The sequence below is a fragment of the Algoriphagus sp. NBT04N3 genome, assembly GCF_019443765.1.
Lineage (GTDB): Bacteria > Bacteroidota > Bacteroidia > Cytophagales > Cyclobacteriaceae > Algoriphagus > Algoriphagus ornithinivorans.
Genome location: NZ_CP048415.1, coordinates 2185418 through 2203108, shown reverse-complemented (window position 1 = coordinate 2203108; position 17691 = coordinate 2185418). Strand labels below are relative to the sequence as shown.

The 17691-nt window shown below is 39.7% G+C and carries 13 protein-coding genes; 5 read left to right on the top strand and 8 right to left on the bottom strand.

The window, feature by feature from the left end; all coding sequences use genetic code 11:
• Positions 1–12 precede the first annotated feature (12 nt).
• Together GYM62_RS09515 and GYM62_RS09510 are read right to left on the bottom strand one after the other, a co-directional pair.
• Positions 13–261, bottom strand: a complete 249-nt coding sequence (locus GYM62_RS09515; RefSeq protein ID WP_091655559.1) for a NifU family protein — start codon at positions 259–261, stop codon at positions 13–15.
• A 4-nt stretch (positions 262–265) separates the two neighbouring features.
• Positions 266–1360 (bottom strand): Mrp/NBP35 family ATP-binding protein, encoded by a 1095-nt coding sequence (locus GYM62_RS09510; RefSeq protein WP_219959234.1) that lies wholly within the window; start codon positions 1358–1360, stop codon positions 266–268.
• Positions 1361–1516: 156 nt separating this feature from the next.
• On the opposite strand from GYM62_RS09510, the gene dnaG reads away from it, so the two are divergent.
• The 5 genes from dnaG to GYM62_RS09485 all read left to right on the top strand — a co-directional run bounded on the left by dnaG (position 1517) and on the right by GYM62_RS09485 (position 8350).
• Positions 1517–3457: a DNA primase gene (gene dnaG, locus GYM62_RS09505; RefSeq protein ID WP_219959233.1), complete on the top strand. Its 1941-nt coding sequence runs from the start codon at positions 1517–1519 to the stop codon at positions 3455–3457.
• Positions 3458–3520: 63 nt separating this feature from the next.
• Complete coding sequence (locus GYM62_RS09500; protein ID WP_091655556.1) at positions 3521–4753, top strand: bifunctional 3,4-dihydroxy-2-butanone-4-phosphate synthase/GTP cyclohydrolase II; 1233 nt, start codon at positions 3521–3523, stop codon at positions 4751–4753.
• Between the two features lie 88 nt (positions 4754–4841).
• Positions 4842–5480, top strand: coding sequence for a hypothetical protein (locus GYM62_RS09495; RefSeq protein WP_175557946.1), 639 nt, complete (start codon positions 4842–4844; stop codon positions 5478–5480).
• Complete coding sequence (gene surE, locus GYM62_RS09490) at positions 5481–6263, top strand: 5'/3'-nucleotidase SurE (RefSeq protein WP_091655554.1); 783 nt, start codon at positions 5481–5483, stop codon at positions 6261–6263.
• A 119-nt stretch (positions 6264–6382) separates the two neighbouring features.
• Complete coding sequence (locus GYM62_RS09485; RefSeq protein ID WP_219959232.1) at positions 6383–8350, top strand: tetratricopeptide repeat protein; 1968 nt, start codon at positions 6383–6385, stop codon at positions 8348–8350.
• Here GYM62_RS09485 and GYM62_RS09480 read toward each other — a convergent pair.
• From GYM62_RS09480 to GYM62_RS09455, 6 genes are all read right to left on the bottom strand, one after another.
• Entirely contained in the window at positions 8336–9193 is an 858-nt protein-coding gene (locus tag GYM62_RS09480; protein WP_219959231.1) for an ABC transporter substrate-binding protein, read from the bottom strand. The two genes, GYM62_RS09485 and GYM62_RS09480, sit on opposite strands and share 15 nt — an antisense overlap.
• A gap of 160 nt (positions 9194–9353) precedes the next feature.
• The gene (locus GYM62_RS09475) at positions 9354–10634 is read right to left on the bottom strand and encodes an MFS transporter (RefSeq protein WP_219959230.1); all 1281 of its coding nucleotides are present in this window, start codon (positions 10632–10634) and stop codon (positions 9354–9356) included.
• Positions 10635–10706: 72 nt separating this feature from the next.
• Entirely contained in the window at positions 10707–13148 is a 2442-nt protein-coding gene (locus tag GYM62_RS09470; RefSeq protein ID WP_219959229.1) for a glycoside hydrolase family 31 protein, read from the bottom strand.
• A 1902-nt stretch (positions 13149–15050) separates the two neighbouring features.
• Positions 15051–15926 (bottom strand): IS3 family transposase, encoded by an 876-nt coding sequence (locus GYM62_RS09465; RefSeq protein ID WP_255590689.1) that lies wholly within the window; start codon positions 15924–15926, stop codon positions 15051–15053.
• 35 nt (positions 15927–15961) lie between these two features.
• Positions 15962–16381 (bottom strand): hypothetical protein, encoded by a 420-nt coding sequence (locus GYM62_RS09460; protein ID WP_144607063.1) that lies wholly within the window; start codon positions 16379–16381, stop codon positions 15962–15964.
• Between the two features lie 225 nt (positions 16382–16606).
• Positions 16607–17644 carry a LacI family DNA-binding transcriptional regulator gene (locus GYM62_RS09455; RefSeq protein WP_219959228.1) on the bottom strand — a complete coding sequence of 346 codons (1038 nt, stop codon included), beginning with the start codon at positions 17642–17644 and terminating at the stop codon, positions 16607–16609.
• Positions 17645–17691 lie beyond the last annotated feature (47 nt).

Genomic DNA, 17691 nt, shown 5'->3' with positions numbered 1-17691 from the left:
AGTTCTTTTGAATTAGGCCATCGAAAGATTTACAGCCTCTACCCGTACAATTTCAGGTATGGCACGTTTGATGGCATCTTCTACTCCCGCTTTCAAGGTCATAGAAGACATTGGACAAGACCCGCAAGAACCCAACATCTCAATTTTCAAAACCTTATCATCGGTCAACTCCACAATTCTCACATTACCTCCATCGGCTTCCAAATAAGGTCTGATGGTATCCAACGCAAATTCAATCTGTTCTCGTAATTCTGCCTGCATTATATTATGCTTTTATTTCTACTACTTCTGTTTTCTTTTCCTGAGCGTTTCGGATGGCAATTTGTCTAGCAAGTGATTCTGCCAATTCCATATACGCATTTTTTGTTACTCCAGTTTTTAATACCGCCGGATAACCAGTGTCTCCACTTTCTCTAATACTCTGCACTATTGGTATTTCTCCTAAGAAAGGTACCTGATACTTTTCTGCCAATTTTTTCCCTCCTTCTTTTCCAAAGAGGTAATATTTATTGTCAGGAAGTTCTTCAGGTGTAAAGTAAGCCATATTTTCAACAACACCTAAAACGGGAACATTAATTTGTGGCTGTCTAAACATGGAAAGTCCCTTAGTAGCATCTGCCAAAGCCACTTTTTGCGGTGTGGTTACAATCAAAGCACCTGTCACAGGAACTGTTTGAACCATGGTTAAATGAATGTCAGAGGTCCCCGGAGGTAGATCAATCAACAAGTAATCCAATTCTCCCCAATCCACATCTGAAATAAACTGCCTTAAAGCAGAACTTGCCATAGGTCCTCTCCAGACAACTGCCGATTCGGCCGGTGTCAAAAAGCCAATAGACATTAGCTTTACTCCATACTGAGTGACTGGGATGATCACATTCTTATCTCCTACCTTTTTTACCGCAGGTTGCTCTCCCTCTACATTGAACATGGTAGGAATAGATGGGCCTGAAATATCTGCATCTATCAAGCCTACTTTAGCTCCCAATTCTGAAAGTGCAACTGCTAAATTTACCGCAGTGGTAGATTTTCCCACTCCTCCTTTACCAGAGGCTATTGCAATGATATTTTTAACTTCAGGAAGGATAGGAGTAGCGTCCCGAACGGTAGTTACCTGAGAAGTCATATGTAGATCCCATTGGATTCCTTTTCCGAAATCCTCTTCCAAAGCTTCTAAACAATTGTTTTTAATCACTTCCTTTAATGGACAGGCAGGAGTGGTAAGGACCACTTTCATTCGAATCAAATCACTCGAAATCTCAATGTCCTGTATCATTCCCAAGCTCACCAAATCTCGTTTGAGATCTGGATCCTGAACTCTGGAAAGTGTTTTTAATATCGCTTCTTGGGTAATCTGCATTTGTAATTAAAATTTGCTGCAAGTTAGGGCTAAGTCTTCGTTTTTGGAAGTTTATCCTAATCCTATGACTCACTAAACTGGCTCAGTCCTCAAATAGTTCTCCATTTGTCCTTTCTATTTGGCGGGGAACATTAACTTTGTTTACTCGGAAAAATTATGGGAATCAGTAAAATCACCACAGACAAGGTTAAAGAAAGAATGGACATAGAAGAGATCATCTCTGATTATGTTCCACTCAAGAAAAAAGGCCAAAACCTCTGGGCTTGCTGTCCTTTTCATGGAGAGAAAACCCCCTCTTTTTCTGTATCACCTGCTAAGCAAATCTACAAGTGCTTTGGCTGCGGAAAAGCCGGTGATCCACTTCAGTTTGTGATGGATATTGAAGGGATAGGTTTTCAGGAGGCAATCAAACACCTTGCTGGAAAGTATGGAATAGAAGTAGAGGAAGATGAAACCCGTACGCCTGAGCAAGAGCAGGCTCAGAGTGAAAGGGAAAGTTTGTTGATTGCTCTGGGATTTGCCAGAGATTTTTTTGTAAAAAACCTTCAAACTGAAGAAGGGAAAAGCATAGGCCTCAGTTATTTTAAAGAAAGGGGTTTTGGGCCTACCATCATTGAGAAATTCGATTTGGGCTATGCATTGAATGGATGGGATCATCTTTTAAATGCTGCAAAAAAGGCTGGTTTTACTGAAGATATTTTACTCAAGGCTGGACTAATTCTTCAAAAAGAAGGGGATTCTGACAGAAAGTATGATAGGTTTAGGAATAGAGTAACATTCACCATCCACAATATCAGTGGGAAACCTATTGGGTTTGGAGCAAGGATTCTGACTAAAGACAAGAACCAACCCAAGTACATCAACTCTCCTGAAACGGCAGTATATCATAAAAGTGATGTGCTGTATGGAATGTACCAGGCCAAAAAGGCTATTCGAGATCAGGACAATTGCTATCTGGTCGAAGGGTATACAGATGTCATTTCTCTCCATTTGTCTGGGATTGAGAATGTGGTGGCCTCCTCCGGCACTTCGCTTACAGATGGGCAAATCAAATTAATCAAGCGCTTTACCAATCAGGTAACCGTTTTATATGATGGAGACTCAGCAGGAATCAAGGCATCTCTTCGGGGAATTGATTTGCTCTTAGAAGGAGGTCTGAATGTAAAAGCTGTAGTTTTCCCTGAAGGTGAGGATCCGGATAGTTATTCCAGAAAGGTTGGTTCTCAGGCTTTTCAGGAATACTTAAATACCCAAAGCCAAGACTTTATTGGTTTTAAGATTGGCTTGTATCAAGATGAGATCAGACGGGATCCAATCAGGAAAGCTGAAGTAATCCGTGAGGTAGTTCAAAGCATAGGGAAAATACCAGATCCTATAGTTCGTTCCGTGTATGCGAAAGAAGCTTCTGGTCTTTTGGATATAGAGGAGGAAATTGTCCATGCAGAGCTGAACAAAGGACTTCTCAAGAGTCAGAAAGATGCCTATAGCAAGCAAAAGGAGCAGGAAGAGTCTGTTGATACACCTTTTGAAAATTTCCTCCCAACTCAAGAGCAAACTTCTTTCTCTGAACTTCTTAGGCTTCAAGAGCGGGAGATGATCAGGCTTTTGTTGAATTATGGATTGGAAAAATTGGAAGGCCAGGACCTGCAACTTTCAGATTATTTACTGAGCGAGACCCAGGAATTGGATTTTGAGACGCCTGTTTATTCAAGAATTTTAAAAATCTATCGCGAGAGGCTTGCCAGAAATGAAATTTCAGGAGTCGATTATTTTTTGTCTTTGGATGATTCAGAGATCAAGAAGGAAGTAATTGACTTGATCAGTCCTAGGCATGAAGTGTCTGTGCACTGGGAAGAGAGACATCAAATTATTATTAACAAGGAGCAGGATGATCTGACCCTAACAGGCTTTAAAACCATTTTGAGACTGAAAAGGAAGTTTGTCAAAAAAATGATGGAAGAAGCCAAGCAAAAGATCAAAAATGCTGAAACCCAGCAATTAGATGAAAAGGAGATCATTGAGCTTCAGGAAATCTATTTTGCTTTGAAAAAAGTTCAGGTAGAAATCGACCGGGAACTTGGGATTGTTATTGGGTAAAACCAAACTTTCTTTGGCATCATCCTGTTTTAAATCCGAAAGCACTTAAATTTGCTTTTCCTAATGAATTCAAACCCAAATCTTGTGGAAAAATACCAGTTGGATCCCATCGAGGATGCCATAGAAGCAATCAAAAATGGTGAAGTGATCATTGTAGTAGACGATGAAGACAGGGAGAATGAAGGTGATTTTGTTTGCGCAGCAGAGAAAGTCACTCCTGAAATCATCAACTTCATGGCCACTCATGGTCGGGGTTTGATTTGTGCGCCATTAATTGAAGACAGATGCGAGAAACTGGGCTTGGAAATGATGGTTGGGCAAAATACCGCAGCTTTTGAAACTCCATTCACCGTTTCCGTAGATCTCATTGGACATGGTTGCACAACCGGTATATCAGCTTCTGATCGTGCTAAAACTATCAAAGCATTAGTGGATGACAGCATTGATCCATCTGAATTGGGCAAGCCGGGACATATTTTCCCTTTGAAAGCAAAAAGAGGAGGAGTACTCAGAAGAGCAGGTCATACTGAGGCAGCCATAGACCTTTCGCGTTTGGCGGGTTTGCAGCCAGCGGGTGTGTTGGTTGAGATCATGAATGAAGACGGAACCATGGCAAGACTTCCGGATTTAGTGGAGGTTGCGAAGAAATTCAAGTTAAAGCTGGTTTCAATCAAGGATCTAATTGCTTACCGATTAAAAAATGAATCTCTGATCAAACGAGAAATCGGCGTGGAGATGCCGACTGACTGGGGAAATTTTGATTTGATCGCTTTCCGTCAAACCAACACTCAAGAACTTCATTTGGCATTGATCAAAGGGACTTGGGATAAGGATGAGCCTATTTTAGTAAGGGTGCATTCATCATGTATGACTGGCGATATTTTTGGAAGTTGCCGATGTGATTGCGGTCCACAATTGCACGCTGCCATGCAAATGGTAGAAAAAGAAGGAAAGGGCTTGGTTTTATATATGAACCAAGAGGGTAGAGGAATTGGTTTGATTAACAAGCTCAAAGCTTACAAGTTACAGGAGCAGGGAATGGATACTGTGCAGGCCAACTTAGCCTTGGGACTGCCTATGGATTCCAGAGATTATGGAGTTGGAGCCCAAATTTTGAGGGATTTGGGAGTTGGCAAAATCCGCTTGATTTCCAATAACCCACAAAAACGAGTTGGTCTGATAGGTTACGGATTGGAAATCGTGGAGCAAGTGCCAATTGAGATTAAGCCTAATCCTCACAATGAAAAATATTTAAAAACTAAGCGGGATAAAATGGGGCACAATATCTTAAAGTAAGTTTCTTTAAGTAAATTGGATTTGTTGGCTAGTTAAATTAGTCTAACCCAAACTCCCAAATACCGTTTAATCAAGCATGATAGTTAGCATGAAAAAAGCATTATTCACCATCACCTTGCTCTTTGTGGCTACACTTTCCTTGATTGCGCAGAATCAATTTCCTTCTCAGATTTGGCACAAGGGAAATATTTACGGAGCTGATGGACAGACCTACTCAGGTCTTGTAAAATATGACCTGGAAAATAACTTAGTTCAGTTACAAACTGAGCGAATTTCCACTTTTACAGCTTCCAATGTCACCAATTTCGAAATCTACGACGAGATCTATGGAGGCATGAGAAGATTTTACAGTTTGCCTTATTCCCTGAATGGAGATTACGAAACCCCAATCTTTTTCGAAGTTTTGACGGAAGGAAATGATATTGCCTTACTTTGTAGGGAGTACGTTGCCACCGATTCCAGAAATATGGGTGCTTGGGGTCCTATGGGGATGAATCCTTTCTGGGGGCCACAAACTATGACTGGCTATAGACTAGCTTTCAATTATTATTTTTTCAAAGACAATCAAATTCAGAAATACAGCCTGAAGAAAAAGGATCTCTTCAATCTACTTTCGGGTTACGAAGATGAAATCAGTCTTTTTATGCGAAAAAACCGTTTGGAGCATGATAAAAGAGGTGATTTACTTCGAATTACAGCCTATTACAACGAATTGAATAAAAACTAAATGTCCAAACCTTTAATTCTCGTCTCCAATGACGATGGCATTACCTCTAAGGGTATTAGAGTATTGGTATCTATCATGAAAAAACTGGGGGAGGTTGTTGTTGTAGCCCCAGATAGTCCTCAATCCGGTATGGGGCATGCCATTACCATTGGTGAAACTCTCAGGCTATACGATGAGGATATTTTTGATGGAATAGCTGCTTACAAATCCAGCGGAACACCAGCTGATTGTGTAAAATTGGCAAAGCATTATGTTTTAAAGGATAGAACCCCTGATTTGGTGGTTAGTGGAATTAATCACGGTTCCAATACATCGATTTCTGTTTTATACTCCGGTACAATGTCTGCCGCCATTGAAGGAGCTTTAGAGGGTTATCCTTCAATTGGATTTAGTCTTTGTGATTATTCTTCCAAAGCAGATTTTTCTCATGTGGAAGAGTGGGTGGAAAAAATTGCCCGGCAAGTTTTGGAAAATGGAATTCCCAAAGGGATTGCCTTAAATGTCAATTTTCCTCCAAAGCAAAATGAGGATATCAAAGGCATAAAAGTTTGTCGTCAGGCAGACGCAAAATGGCAGGAGGAATTTTCAGAGCGATTTGATCCTACGGGGCGAAAGTATTTTTGGATGGCAGGAAACTTTGTGAATTTTGATAAAGGTGAAGATAACGATGAATGGGCGATCGCTAACAATTATGTTTCCATCGTGCCCTGCCAATATGATCTCACCGCATATCATGCCATCACGCAAATGAATAAAAATTGGGATTGGGAAAAATTAAAATAATTTCTAAGCCCAATTAATCTGAATTTCAATTTTCATCCGTATTTCTAGGTCAGGATCAGAATAAGTATGTTCATAATTCACTGATTCTATTTAATTTGCACTTGGAATCCTAACATGTCGTGAAGAAACTCAGATTATTTTGCGTACCGCTTTTTTCTTTTTTTCTGCTTGTATCAGCTGCTTTAGCTCAGAATGCAAGTATTGATAGCCTGAAGAACTCTCTTTCTATTTCTGAAGGAAAGGACAGGTTAGACATTTTAATTGAACTTGCCTTTAGCTTACGTGAAATTTCTCAGGGAGAAGCATTAGCCTACGCTTTGGAAGCAGAAAAACTTGCTCAAGAGCTCGATAATCCTTCTGCGGAATCGCAGGCTACAGAACATATTAGCTGGATTTATTATCGACAGGGATTATGGCAAAAAGCCTTTGACTTTGCCAAAGAGTCTTATCAGCTTGCCAGAGAAGCAAACGATTTGAAGCAGGTTGCCAGGGTTTTGAATAATATGGGAGCTCTTTATTATGAGCAGCAAAATTATTTAATGGCAATTGATCATTTTAAAGACGCATTCGAAATCAGTCAAAAAGCAAAGGATGTTTATACCCAAATCCGAAGCTTGAATAATGTAGCTTTTAATTTTACGCTCCTTGAGAATTACGACTCGGCGCTTTTTTATGCAAAAAATGCTATTCGGGTTAATGAGGAAAACGGTTCCCCTTATCTAACTTCTTTTTCTAATCGGGTGATTGGAGACGTTTATTTTCAAAAAGGTAAGTTGGATTCTGCTCAATTGATTTATGAGAAATCATTGGCAATGGCTAGGCAGCAAGGGCTATCCACCTTTATGGCAAGTGTTTTACACAGGTTGGGAAATACATATTTACAATTGGGTAAATTAAACCAGGCGGAGGAGATTTTAGAGGAAGGAATTACAATTTCTTCTCAAAATAACTTCAGAGATGAATTAGCAAAAAGCCATAAATATATGGCTCAGGTAATGGCTGAAAAGGGCCAGGTCAATAGGGCCTTTGAGCACCTGAATATATATTCCAAAATCAATGATTCGCTGGTAGATAAGTCCAATAGGGATAGGATTGCCTTGATGCAGGGGATGTTCCAGCAAAATCTGGAAAAATCAGAACTTGAACTTCTAAAAGCTCAAAATGAAAATCAGGCGAACCGATTAGCATTTATTAATAGGGTGGTCTGGATTATTAGTATTTGCGGTGGCTTGATTATCGCACTATTGGTTTGGCTGTTTAATCTTAAGCGGAATGTTGACAAGTATAATCGCGAATTAATCATTCAGCAAAACAAAATTGAAGAGCAAAATAGACACTTAGAACAAAGTGCTAAACAGCTGGAAGAAATCAACCAAACCAAAAATAAACTATTCTCAATCTTAGGGCATGACTTAAGAGGACCAGTCGGTCAGTTGAAGACAATTATCGATATGACTGTCAATAATCAACTAAGTCAAAGTGAGTTCGAGGAATTATTGCCTACTATGAAGCGTGATTTGGACTCAGTGCACTTTACCCTATCTAATACATTGAGATGGTCTACTGCTCAGATGGAGGGTTTCACTGTCAATCCAACGAAGGTAAACTTAAGGACAATTGTTGATGCCACCTTGTCCTTATTAGATGCACAATTAAAGGCTAAGCAGATTGAAATTCTAGTAGAAATGCCTGAGCATTTAGAAGTTTGCCTGGATAAAGATTTGATGGAAGTGATAGTGAGAAATATCCTGAATAATGCCATCAAATATTCCGAAAAGGGCAATAAGATTTTGGTCACTGTCACAGAGAATCAGGGAGTTTTGGAATGGTGTGTGAAAGATGAAGGTATTGGAATGTCAGAAGGCCAAATTCAGAAAATTTTGAGCGATGAATACAGTATTACTAATTCTCGATTAGGAACAAATAATGAAAAGGGTTCTGGTCTTGGACTTCAGGTTTGTAAGGAATTTATCCGACTGATTAATGGAGAATTATCCATTGAAAGTGAGCCAAATAAGGGATCAAAAGTTTGTGTAAATATTCCCGTGGAGGTTTTAGAAAGTAACAGAGAGTTAGTCAACTCTTAAAAACTCTGAAGCATAAGGGATTTCAGAGATGATTCCCAAATCCAGCATTTTTTTCATAGCTTTTATCAAATCATCCGAACTGACTTCTTTGGTCACAGCCCAATCAGTTTGTGAAAACCACAAGGTGACATCCTCTTTTTTCAATGAATATTTCTCAGAAATTTCAGATATCGTTTGGGATGGATTCGCCTTCAAATATTGAGATTCTTGATATACCAGGTCTCTTAATTTAAAAATCCAGGTATCAAATTCTTTTAAGGCTTTATCAGAGGCTATTATCGAAAAGCAAGGCCAAGGACTTGGAACCTCACCAATTCTTTTCAATTCATGGGAATCTACCCAAGGCTTGGTAGTGAATTTTTCCCATAAGAAAATTCCATCAGCATTTTTCTTATAAGCCTCCAGGGCTCCGGGTAAGTTGCTGACTACCTCAAAACTCAAATCAGCTGCATTCCAAGATTCTCTTTCAGCCAAGACCAAGGCCATCAAATTAGATCCTGACCCTGGCCTACTTATATAAAAATGAGGTGATTGAATATCGGAAATCTGATTGATTGAACTTTTTCCTCCCACATGAACTCCCCAAATCAAAGGAGATTTGATATGATAGCCTATCATTTTGGAAGGATTGCCTTTTTGAAAATCCTGAATGAAGCTTTCGGTTAAAATCAAAGCCAAATCAGTTTCATCATTCCTCAATGCCTGATTCATTTGGCCTGAACCCCTACTTTCATCTATCCAGATCAATTCAACTCCTTCCGAGAGGAATGGCTGTTTATCTATCACTCTTCTCCAGGGCAAGTTGAAATGTTCGGGAACTCCGGTAATTCTTAGGCTTTTCATCTGTTTATTCTTGTTTTTCGACGGTCAGTAGAAATCTTGCTCAAATAATAATCCTTGCCCTATATGAAATTTTAGGCATCTCGATTTAATGACCTTATTTTCTACAAAAGTAAAAAGCCGGATCAATTTATTGTCCGGCTTTCAACATTTCTGGATTGAATCAATCGTGGATGGCTTTTTTGTCTGTGATGAGCAAATTTGAAAGTCCAGCTAAAATCAAAAGAGTTCCTGCCAGCAGCATAGTGTTGATGACTTCTTCTCCGAAAAGCAGTTTATAGAGGAAATTCACTCCTCCCAAAGCTGCGATAATCTGTGGAATCACAATGAACATATTGAAGATCCCCATGTAAACTCCCATCTTTTTGGGCTCAACCGAACTGGAAAGCATGGCATAAGGCATAGAAAGTATACTGGCCCAAGCTATTCCTACCAAAGAAAAGCAGATATGAAGCATCCAAGGCTCACTGATAAAGTAAATCAGAATAAAACCGCAACCCCCTAAAATCAAACTTGCTAAATGGAGTAATCGACGGTTGATTTTGATTTTGCTAGCAACAAAAGAAAGTATCAGCGCATAAAACATGGAGACTAGTCCATAAGTCCCTAAATAATTCCCAACACTATCAGCGGCATCATTGTAAGCAACAGACGTAGTGTCAGTCGCTCCAAAAACATGTTCCGTAATAGCAGGAGTAGCAAAACTCCACATGGTGAAAAATGCAAACCAGGAAAAAAACTGTACTACTCCCAGCTTTTTCATTACCGAAGGCATTCCGACAATATTCTTGAAGATTTCTTTTACCCCGGTCAAAAAGCCCTTGCTTGCCTCTTTTTCCTTTTCAAACAGATCCATGTCTTCTGGAGGATATTCTTCAGTAGTCAGGATTGTATAAAGGATAGAAAAGAATAAAACGAATGCCCCAATGGCAAAAGCGTATTTTACTGAGTCAGGAACTACTCCGGCAGCTGCGGTATTTGGTACTCCCAGCTGGGTCATCATCCAAGGTAGGTTGGATGCTATCCAAGTTCCGATTCCAATGATCAAGGTTTGCACTACGAAACCGTAGGACCTTTGAGAATCAGGTAATTTATCTGCAACTAAAGCACGAAAAGGCTCCATGCTGATATTGATGGAAGCATCTAAAATCCATAAGGCTCCAGCGGCCATCCATAGGGCAGAGGAGTAGGGGGCAAGAAATAAAGCGAATGTGCTGAATACTGCACCTATAAAGAAGAAAGGTTTTCTTCTTCCAAATTTGGGATGCCAAGTTCTATCGCTTAGATATCCTACAATAGGCTGAACCAATAAACCTGTCAAAGGAGCTGCAATCCACAAAAATGGGATGGCATCCTTATCTGCTCCGAGGGTTTGAAAAATTCGGGACATAAAACCGCCCTGGAGGGCAAATCCAAACTGAATTCCCAAAAATCCGAAACTCATATTCCAGATTTGCCAGAAACTCAGCCTTTGTTTGTTTTGGGTCATTGTTGATTTATTAGGTGGCTGGGTATTTTAGAATAAGCCTGATAGCTCAATTTTTTCTGGAAGATGCTCAAATTCTATAAACTTTAAAGAGCTAATTTCATGATAAGGATGATTATGCTCTGGTAATGGATCAAATTCAGTCAATTTACCTAAGAAAGCATAATCTTCCTTGCTTAAAGCTTGAGGTTCTCCATTTACAAAAATCAGGTCTGTGTTAAATCCATGTAAGTAAATCCTTACCTTATCAAAGCTTGATTTTTGCTGTCCACTTGCTTTTTCCAGAGAGAGTTTTGATTCTTCTGCCTGATAAATCAATTCCCTTTTGAAAAATGCCCCATCCTGATAGTCGAAGGTCTTTCCATCATCTTCATAATGAGTAAATTGACTTTCTCCCTCGTCTTGGGCATAAAGATGAATCCTCAAAATACCGTCATGCATCTCTTCAGTATTTGCAACATCTGATTGCATGCTGAAAATTGATCCTGCTTTAACAAATACTGGCAAGTAGTTTAGAGGACAGTCCTGATAAATTTCCTTTTCTCCAGCATATTTTTCATCTGAAAAAAGATAATACCAAAAGCCTTTCGGTAAGTATACTTTGGTGATCTCTTTGGTGCTTTCCACGGGGGCCACTAAAAAGCTGTCACAAAACATATACTGATTTTGATAGGCTGATTGGTAAATTTTGGAATCTAGAGGAAAGGAAATCGCCAAACTTGCATTGATAGGAAGACCAGTTTGAGTACTTGAATGAAACTTAGAATAAATAGTGGGTAAAAGTCTGTATCTCAGTTTCATATAATTCCTTGAGATTTCTTCTACCTCTTCTCCAAAAGCCCAAGGTTCGGCATCATTGCTATTTATCATAGAGTGAGCTCGATACAAAGGGGAGAAGGCGCCAATGCTCATCCATCTAGCGAAGAGGGATTGGGAAGCTTCTCCTGCAAATCCCCCCACATCATATCCTGCAAAGGCCACCCCGCTTAAGCCCAGGCTATTCACCAGCCTGATTCCTGCGAGCATATGCTCCTCACTTGCCACATTGTCTCCTGTCCAGGCTGCCGCATAGCGTTGAATGCCGGAGAATCCTGAACGGGTTAAGACAAAAGGTCTTTCTTCTTTTTGATTCCAAATGGCGCCTTCCTGTGCACTTCTGGCCATCTGCATTCCATAAATGTTTCTGGCTTTTCTATGGGAAGATACATCGCCTTCGAAATCAAATTCGATTAGGTTGGGAGTATGCTGCCCCCAAGAGGCAGGTTCATTCATGTCTGTCCAAAAGCCATCCACTCCAGCTTCGGTATAAAAGGCCATTTTTTCTGCCCACCAAGTTCTAGTTTCTTCTTTTGTAAAATCAGGGAAAGCACACCAACCCGGCCAAACCTGCGCTTGATATTCTGCCCCATCAGGATATTTCACAAAAAGGTCTCTTTCTTTCCCCTCTTCATAAGGGATATAACCTTTTTCAGTTTTTATTCCAGGATCCATGATGACTACCACCCGGAAACCCTTGGATTTCAAGTATGTGATCAGTGACTTTGGATCTGAAAATTTGATACTATCAAAGGTGAAAACCTTATAGGCTTCCATGTGATGTATATCCAGGTAAATCACATCAGCAGGCATATCTTTATCTCTAAAGGTCTGAGCTAAGGTTTTTACCTCAGAATCCGGATAATAACTATACCTACATTGCTGAAATCCCAATGACCATTTTGGGGGCATTTGCATTTTACCGGTCAGTTCGGTGTACTTGGAAATAATTCCACCCACTTCTTTTTCATGGAAGAAATAATAGTCCATTTCCCCATCTTCTGCTGAAAAGTAAATGAAACGATTGGTGCTCGCCCCAAAATTGAATACGGACTTATGTGTATTGTCAAAAAATATCCCATAAGCACCTTTTTGATGTACTCCGATATAGAATGGAATACTCATGTAAAGTGGATCATCTCCTGTGCCGTAAGCGAAATAGTCTGTATTCCAATTGGTATAAGCATTTCCAGCCCTATTGAGATTACCTGTTTTCTCGCCAAGTCCTATGAATTTTTCGTCTTCCTGAACTTTCTTGTAACAACTCACTTCAGTTCCGATCCAGGAAATTCCCAAAGAGTCATCTTGATTGAGAAGATTTCCGGTCTTATCAAAAAATGAGACTGCAAATTTTTTGGAATCTACTTTGGCCTGAATTTCAGAAGTTTTCAAAATCAAAAAATCATTGCTTTCTGAAACTTCAAGTGGTGCCTCATTGGGTTCCATTACTACGCTATAAGGATTGGGGTTGAATTCATCCAGAAGGCTGGCTTGAACGCGAATGATGCTTTGATCAAAAATACTTAATTGGAAAAATCCATTTTCTGTTTTCCCCTTGATCCCAATTGGAGTCCTTTCCCAATCCAGAATTTTTCCCATTCCCATGAATCTGGAAGAAGAGGATTTTTTTAAGAGTTCGGTCTGCTGGCTATTCATAGATTTATCCAAGTAAATAATTCAGGCTAATTGCTAAGTTAGAAACGAATATGAATGATAAAAACCGCATTTAAATAGGGTATAGGGCTATTTTATATCGCCTAAAAAGTTAATATAGCCACTGTTGGAAATTTTGACCTATTCAATCGATTGCACTTTTTTTCCAAAAAAGCTTTAAAAATTTTTATCAGGGATAAAATTATTCAAGGATAAATGGTCAATAAGGTGTTTTTCTAGGTCAAATGATAAGGAAGGTCTATCTCGTTCAAGGTATATGTTATTATTATCCTGAATAATATTTTTTAGAAAAATCCGATAAAGACAGAGTTTCGTTCTGTCTTGCTGGCACGAGACCCCATTTCCAAAAGGAGATCTCGGGCCAGCGCTGGGGAATCATATTCAATTTATTTTCTAAGAAATCACCGCTCCTTCGGAGCTTTTGGAGGTAGTGTTTCAAATGTCTTTAGTTACCATCTCATTAAAAGAAATTCAATACGGATCTAATATTCTAAACCTCTTATGAGGTTCATTGAACCATGAACTCTGAACCATGAACAATTGAACAAAAAACATCAATGCTAGCCTAAAGCTTGGTGCATCAATTACTCAATTGATCAATTACACAATTACGCCATATCTCGCCGCAGGCGTATTTCTAAGCTGCTCGAGATTTGCAATCTCGAGCTCCTACCGTAGGATTTGTAATCCGAAGAACCCTCCAAGGTTTGCCAGAAAGTGGAAATGGATATTATTTACGCCAACTCTTCAATTCAAAAGATCCATTGGAGGGTTGATTTAAGGTTCTCTCTCCGTCTTGCTGGCATTGAGTCATCGTTTCCGATTTGAAATTAAGGGCCAGCGCTGGGAAGGGGTCGGTGTATCAAGGTCCGTGGGTTAAAACCCACGGCTATTTAATCGTCCGCTCCTATGGAGCTTTTACTGCGGAATCGAATGAAGGCATATCTTAATCTATCTTGAAAAATATCTTTCTAAGCTGCTCGAGATTTGCAATCTCGAGCTCCTGTCGTAGGATTTGTAATCCGAAGAACCCTCCAAGGGTTTGTCAGAAAGTGGAAATGGATATTATTTACGCCAACTTTTCAACTCAAAAGATCCATTTGAGGGTTGATTTAAGGTTCTCTCCCCGTCTTGCTGGCATTGAGTCATCGTTTCCAATTTGAAATTAAGGGCCAGCGCTGGGAAGGGGTCGGTGTATCAAGGTCCGTGGGTTAAAACCCACGGCTATTTTATCGTCCGCTCCTGTGGAGCTTTTACTGCGGATTCAAATGAAGGTATATCTTGCCGAAGGCATATCTTAATCTATCTTGAAAAATATCTTTCTAGGTTGCTAGAGATTTGCAATCTCGAGCTCCTGTCGTAGGATTTGTAATCCGAAGAACCTTCCAAAGGTTAGTCAGAAAGATGGTAAAGGCATTTTTTTATTAACTACTTAATTTGATGAATCTCTTGGAGGGTTAAAATGAGATTCTCGAATGTCTTGCTGGCAAGTTGATTGAGTTTCCAAACATTGATCTCGGGCCAGCGCTGGGGAAGGGCTTTGGATTTTTTTCCGTGGGTTAAAACCCACGCCTGTCCGCCTCAGGCGGGGCTATGATATTTTACGCTCCTATGGAGCTTTTGCAGCGTGTTCAATCGAAGGTCTATCTTGCCGAAGGCATATCTTGATATTATCTTGAAAAAAATCTTTTGGAAAAATCCCCCTTGCCCCCTTTCCAAAAGATCAAGTTCTAAATTGAATTTATGTTTTCAAAGGGGGAATTGACCCGTATTTCGCCGCAGGCGTATTTCTATCTATTTCTACTGTACTTTGACTCGTCCTAAAAAAGGTTTACAGGTTATCGTTTAAATCCTGATACTGATTGACTGTTTTTGTTAGTCCGTTTATTGGTTTACAAGTGTACGGTTTTTGGGATAATAGTTTTTCCACAATCGATCTGTTTTTTGATTGGTTTGATGGATTTCCTCAGGAGTTTTGTTTCCTATACTCATGTGAGGTCGTTCTTGGTTGTAGAGGTTGACAACTTGGGAAAGCAACTCATTTGCTTCTTGAATGGAATTTACTTCGTAACAATCCAGGTATTCTCCTTTAACAATTCCATTGATTCGTTCAGCCAATGCATTTTCTAACGGATCACCGTTTTCGGTCATACTGATCGCTATACTATTGTCCTGTAATAACTTGACATACTCTTTACAGCAATATTGAATTCCTCTGTCTGAATGATGGATCAGGCCTTCTACTGGTTGTTTTAACCGATCCAAAGCCATTTGAAGGGCATGGATTGACGATTCAGCTTCCAGCGATTCACTGAGATGGTAGCCTACGATTTTATGTGAGAACACATCTGTTACAAAACTGATGTAAAGAAACTTATCCTTAAACCTCCAATATGTAATGTCGCTAACCCATAACTGATTGATTCCATCAGCAACAAACTCACGGATCAGATTTGGATATTTTCGAAGCCAATGACTTGAATAGGTTGTAGTTACCCGTCTGTTTCGGCGGCGAATTAACAACTGATTTGCTGCCAAAAGATCAAACAGCGCATCTCTACCCATCTTGATCTGATGATCGAACATGAAGGCTTCCAGCTTCACCATGAGCTTGCGGCAACCCATTTTTTTATGGAATTTTCTGATTCGTAACACCTCCTTGATCACAAGCTCCTGTTCAAAGCTAGTTTCTTCCTTCTGCCAATAATGCTGATAATAGGCCTGTCTGGTCATACCAAATAATAAACATAAACGACTCAGAGCCTGTCGCTGATGCCTTTCCTTTAAGGTGGAGATTACTTGGTGTCGGACTTTTTTCTGATCGGAATTTTCAGTTCCTTTTCTGCAATTTCGATCATGAGCTCATAGCCTTCGGCTTTCAGCTGGGCATTCTCAAGCTGACGCTCCAGCTCTTTGATGCGTTTTTGAAGGTCTCTTGGTTCTTGCGGGTTGTCTTTGGTTGCCAAAACAGGTTGTTCTTGTCTGATAAAACCTAAAGATAAATGTCTTTTTATTGGATTTTCAATTCTATCACAATAACCTAACATTCGCATCCATTTAAGCATTTTTCCATGTTCTGTAGATTGACCGGTATACTTCTTCCAAATCTCAACTTTAGAGTAATTCCCTGAAAGATACTCTTTGATCATTTCTTCCCGCTCAGCCCAACTCAGAGATCCTATGCGTCTTGTTTTTTTTTCTTTTGGTCGTTTCATAGTAGTTTACTTTGTGTAAACTCAATTCAGGACAAGTCACTTCAACTAAAATCCCCCTTGCCCCCTTTCCAAAAGATCAAGTTCTAAATTGAATTTATGTTTTCAAAGGGGGAATTGACCCGTATTTCGCCTAGGCGTATTTCTATTTATTTCTACTGTATTTCTCTAGATAAACATCTCGCCGCAGGCATATCTTGAAATATCTTAAAAAAGTATCTTATCAAATTATCCCCTCAATCTCACAGATGACTTTCTTACCAATAACTCTGTTTCCAAAGTCAAGGCTTCTTTTACTTCCTCAGGATTCACTTTCTTTTCGATGATGTCGAGTAGCATCTCGGTTGCTTTGGCACCCATATTAAATCCTGGCTGGGCCACAGAGGATAGGCTTGGCTCTATCATGGAACAAAACTGCCAATTGCTGAAACCAACGATTCCTACATCTTCTGGAACTCGTAATCCCGCCGCTTTGCATGCTAGCATGGCTCCTACAGCTGCCATGTCATTATTTCCAAAGAAGGCATCAGGCTTTTGCTTGAGATTATCCAAAAGTGATTTGGTGATTTTTTGCCCTTCATCGCTGGTGCCTATAGGACACTCCACAATGAGTTCTTCGTCAATGGCAATTCCGTAATTTTTTAATGCATCTCTATATCCTCTTTCCCGTTCTTGGCTGATTTTTAGATTTTTGGGACCAGCTAAATGGACAATTCTGGAATATCCTTGGGTGATTAAATGGGAAACAGCATCAAAGGCACCCTGATAATCATCCACCATTACATTGATAGCATTTGGAATTTCTGGAACTCGGTCGAAAAAGACTATGGGATATCCTTGATCCAATAATCTTGAGAAGTGATTGAAATCTTTTGTTTCTTTTGAATAGCTCACCAAAAAACCATCAATCTGATTGGAAAGCATGGTGTCTATACTTGATTGTTCCCGGTCTAATTTCTCATTGGTTTGAGTCAAAATCACATTATATCCCCGGGAATAGGCGACCTCCTCAATTCCGGATATTACGGTGGAAAAAAAGAAATGCACAACTTCAGGAATAATCACGCCTATGGTAAATGATCGACTTTTTCTTAAGGAAAGTGCAATGGCATTGGGCCTGTAATTCAGCTTTTTAGCAAGCTCTTTTACCTTCCGCTTGGTCTCATCACTTATTCCCGGATAATCTTTCAAAGCTCGCGAAACAGTAGAGGAAGAGACATTTAGCTCCCTTGCGATATCCTTTATAGTGGCTTGTTCAATCTTCATAAAATTATAATATTCCCAGAATTGAATATAAGGTTATTTGATCCAAA

Bases quoted from the DNA above. Each gene is read 5' to 3' on its own strand.
- GYM62_RS09460 (WP_144607063.1), bottom strand. From the start codon at position 16,381: ATGAAACGACCAAAAGAAAAAAAAACAAGACGCATAGGATCTCTGAGT.
- GYM62_RS09470 (WP_219959229.1), bottom strand. From the start codon at position 13,148: ATGAATAGCCAGCAGACCGAACTCTTAAAAAAATCCTCTTCTTCCAGA.
- surE (WP_091655554.1), top strand. From the start codon at position 5,481: ATGTCCAAACCTTTAATTCTCGTCTCCAATGACGATGGCATTACCTCT.
- GYM62_RS09500 (WP_091655556.1), top strand. From the start codon at position 3,521: ATGAATTCAAACCCAAATCTTGTGGAAAAATACCAGTTGGATCCCATC.
- GYM62_RS09475 (WP_219959230.1), bottom strand. From the start codon at position 10,634: ATGAGTTTCGGATTTTTGGGAATTCAGTTTGGATTTGCCCTCCAGGGC.
- dnaG (WP_219959233.1), top strand. From the start codon at position 1,517: ATGGGAATCAGTAAAATCACCACAGACAAGGTTAAAGAAAGAATGGAC.
- GYM62_RS09515 (WP_091655559.1), bottom strand. From the start codon at position 261: ATGCAGGCAGAATTACGAGAACAGATTGAATTTGCGTTGGATACCATC.
- GYM62_RS09455 (WP_219959228.1), bottom strand. From the start codon at position 17,644: ATGAAGATTGAACAAGCCACTATAAAGGATATCGCAAGGGAGCTAAAT.
- GYM62_RS09510 (WP_219959234.1), bottom strand. From the start codon at position 1,360: ATGCAGATTACCCAAGAAGCGATATTAAAAACACTTTCCAGAGTTCAG.
- GYM62_RS09480 (WP_219959231.1), bottom strand. From the start codon at position 9,193: ATGAAAAGCCTAAGAATTACCGGAGTTCCCGAACATTTCAACTTGCCC.
- GYM62_RS09495 (WP_175557946.1), top strand. From the start codon at position 4,842: ATGAAAAAAGCATTATTCACCATCACCTTGCTCTTTGTGGCTACACTT.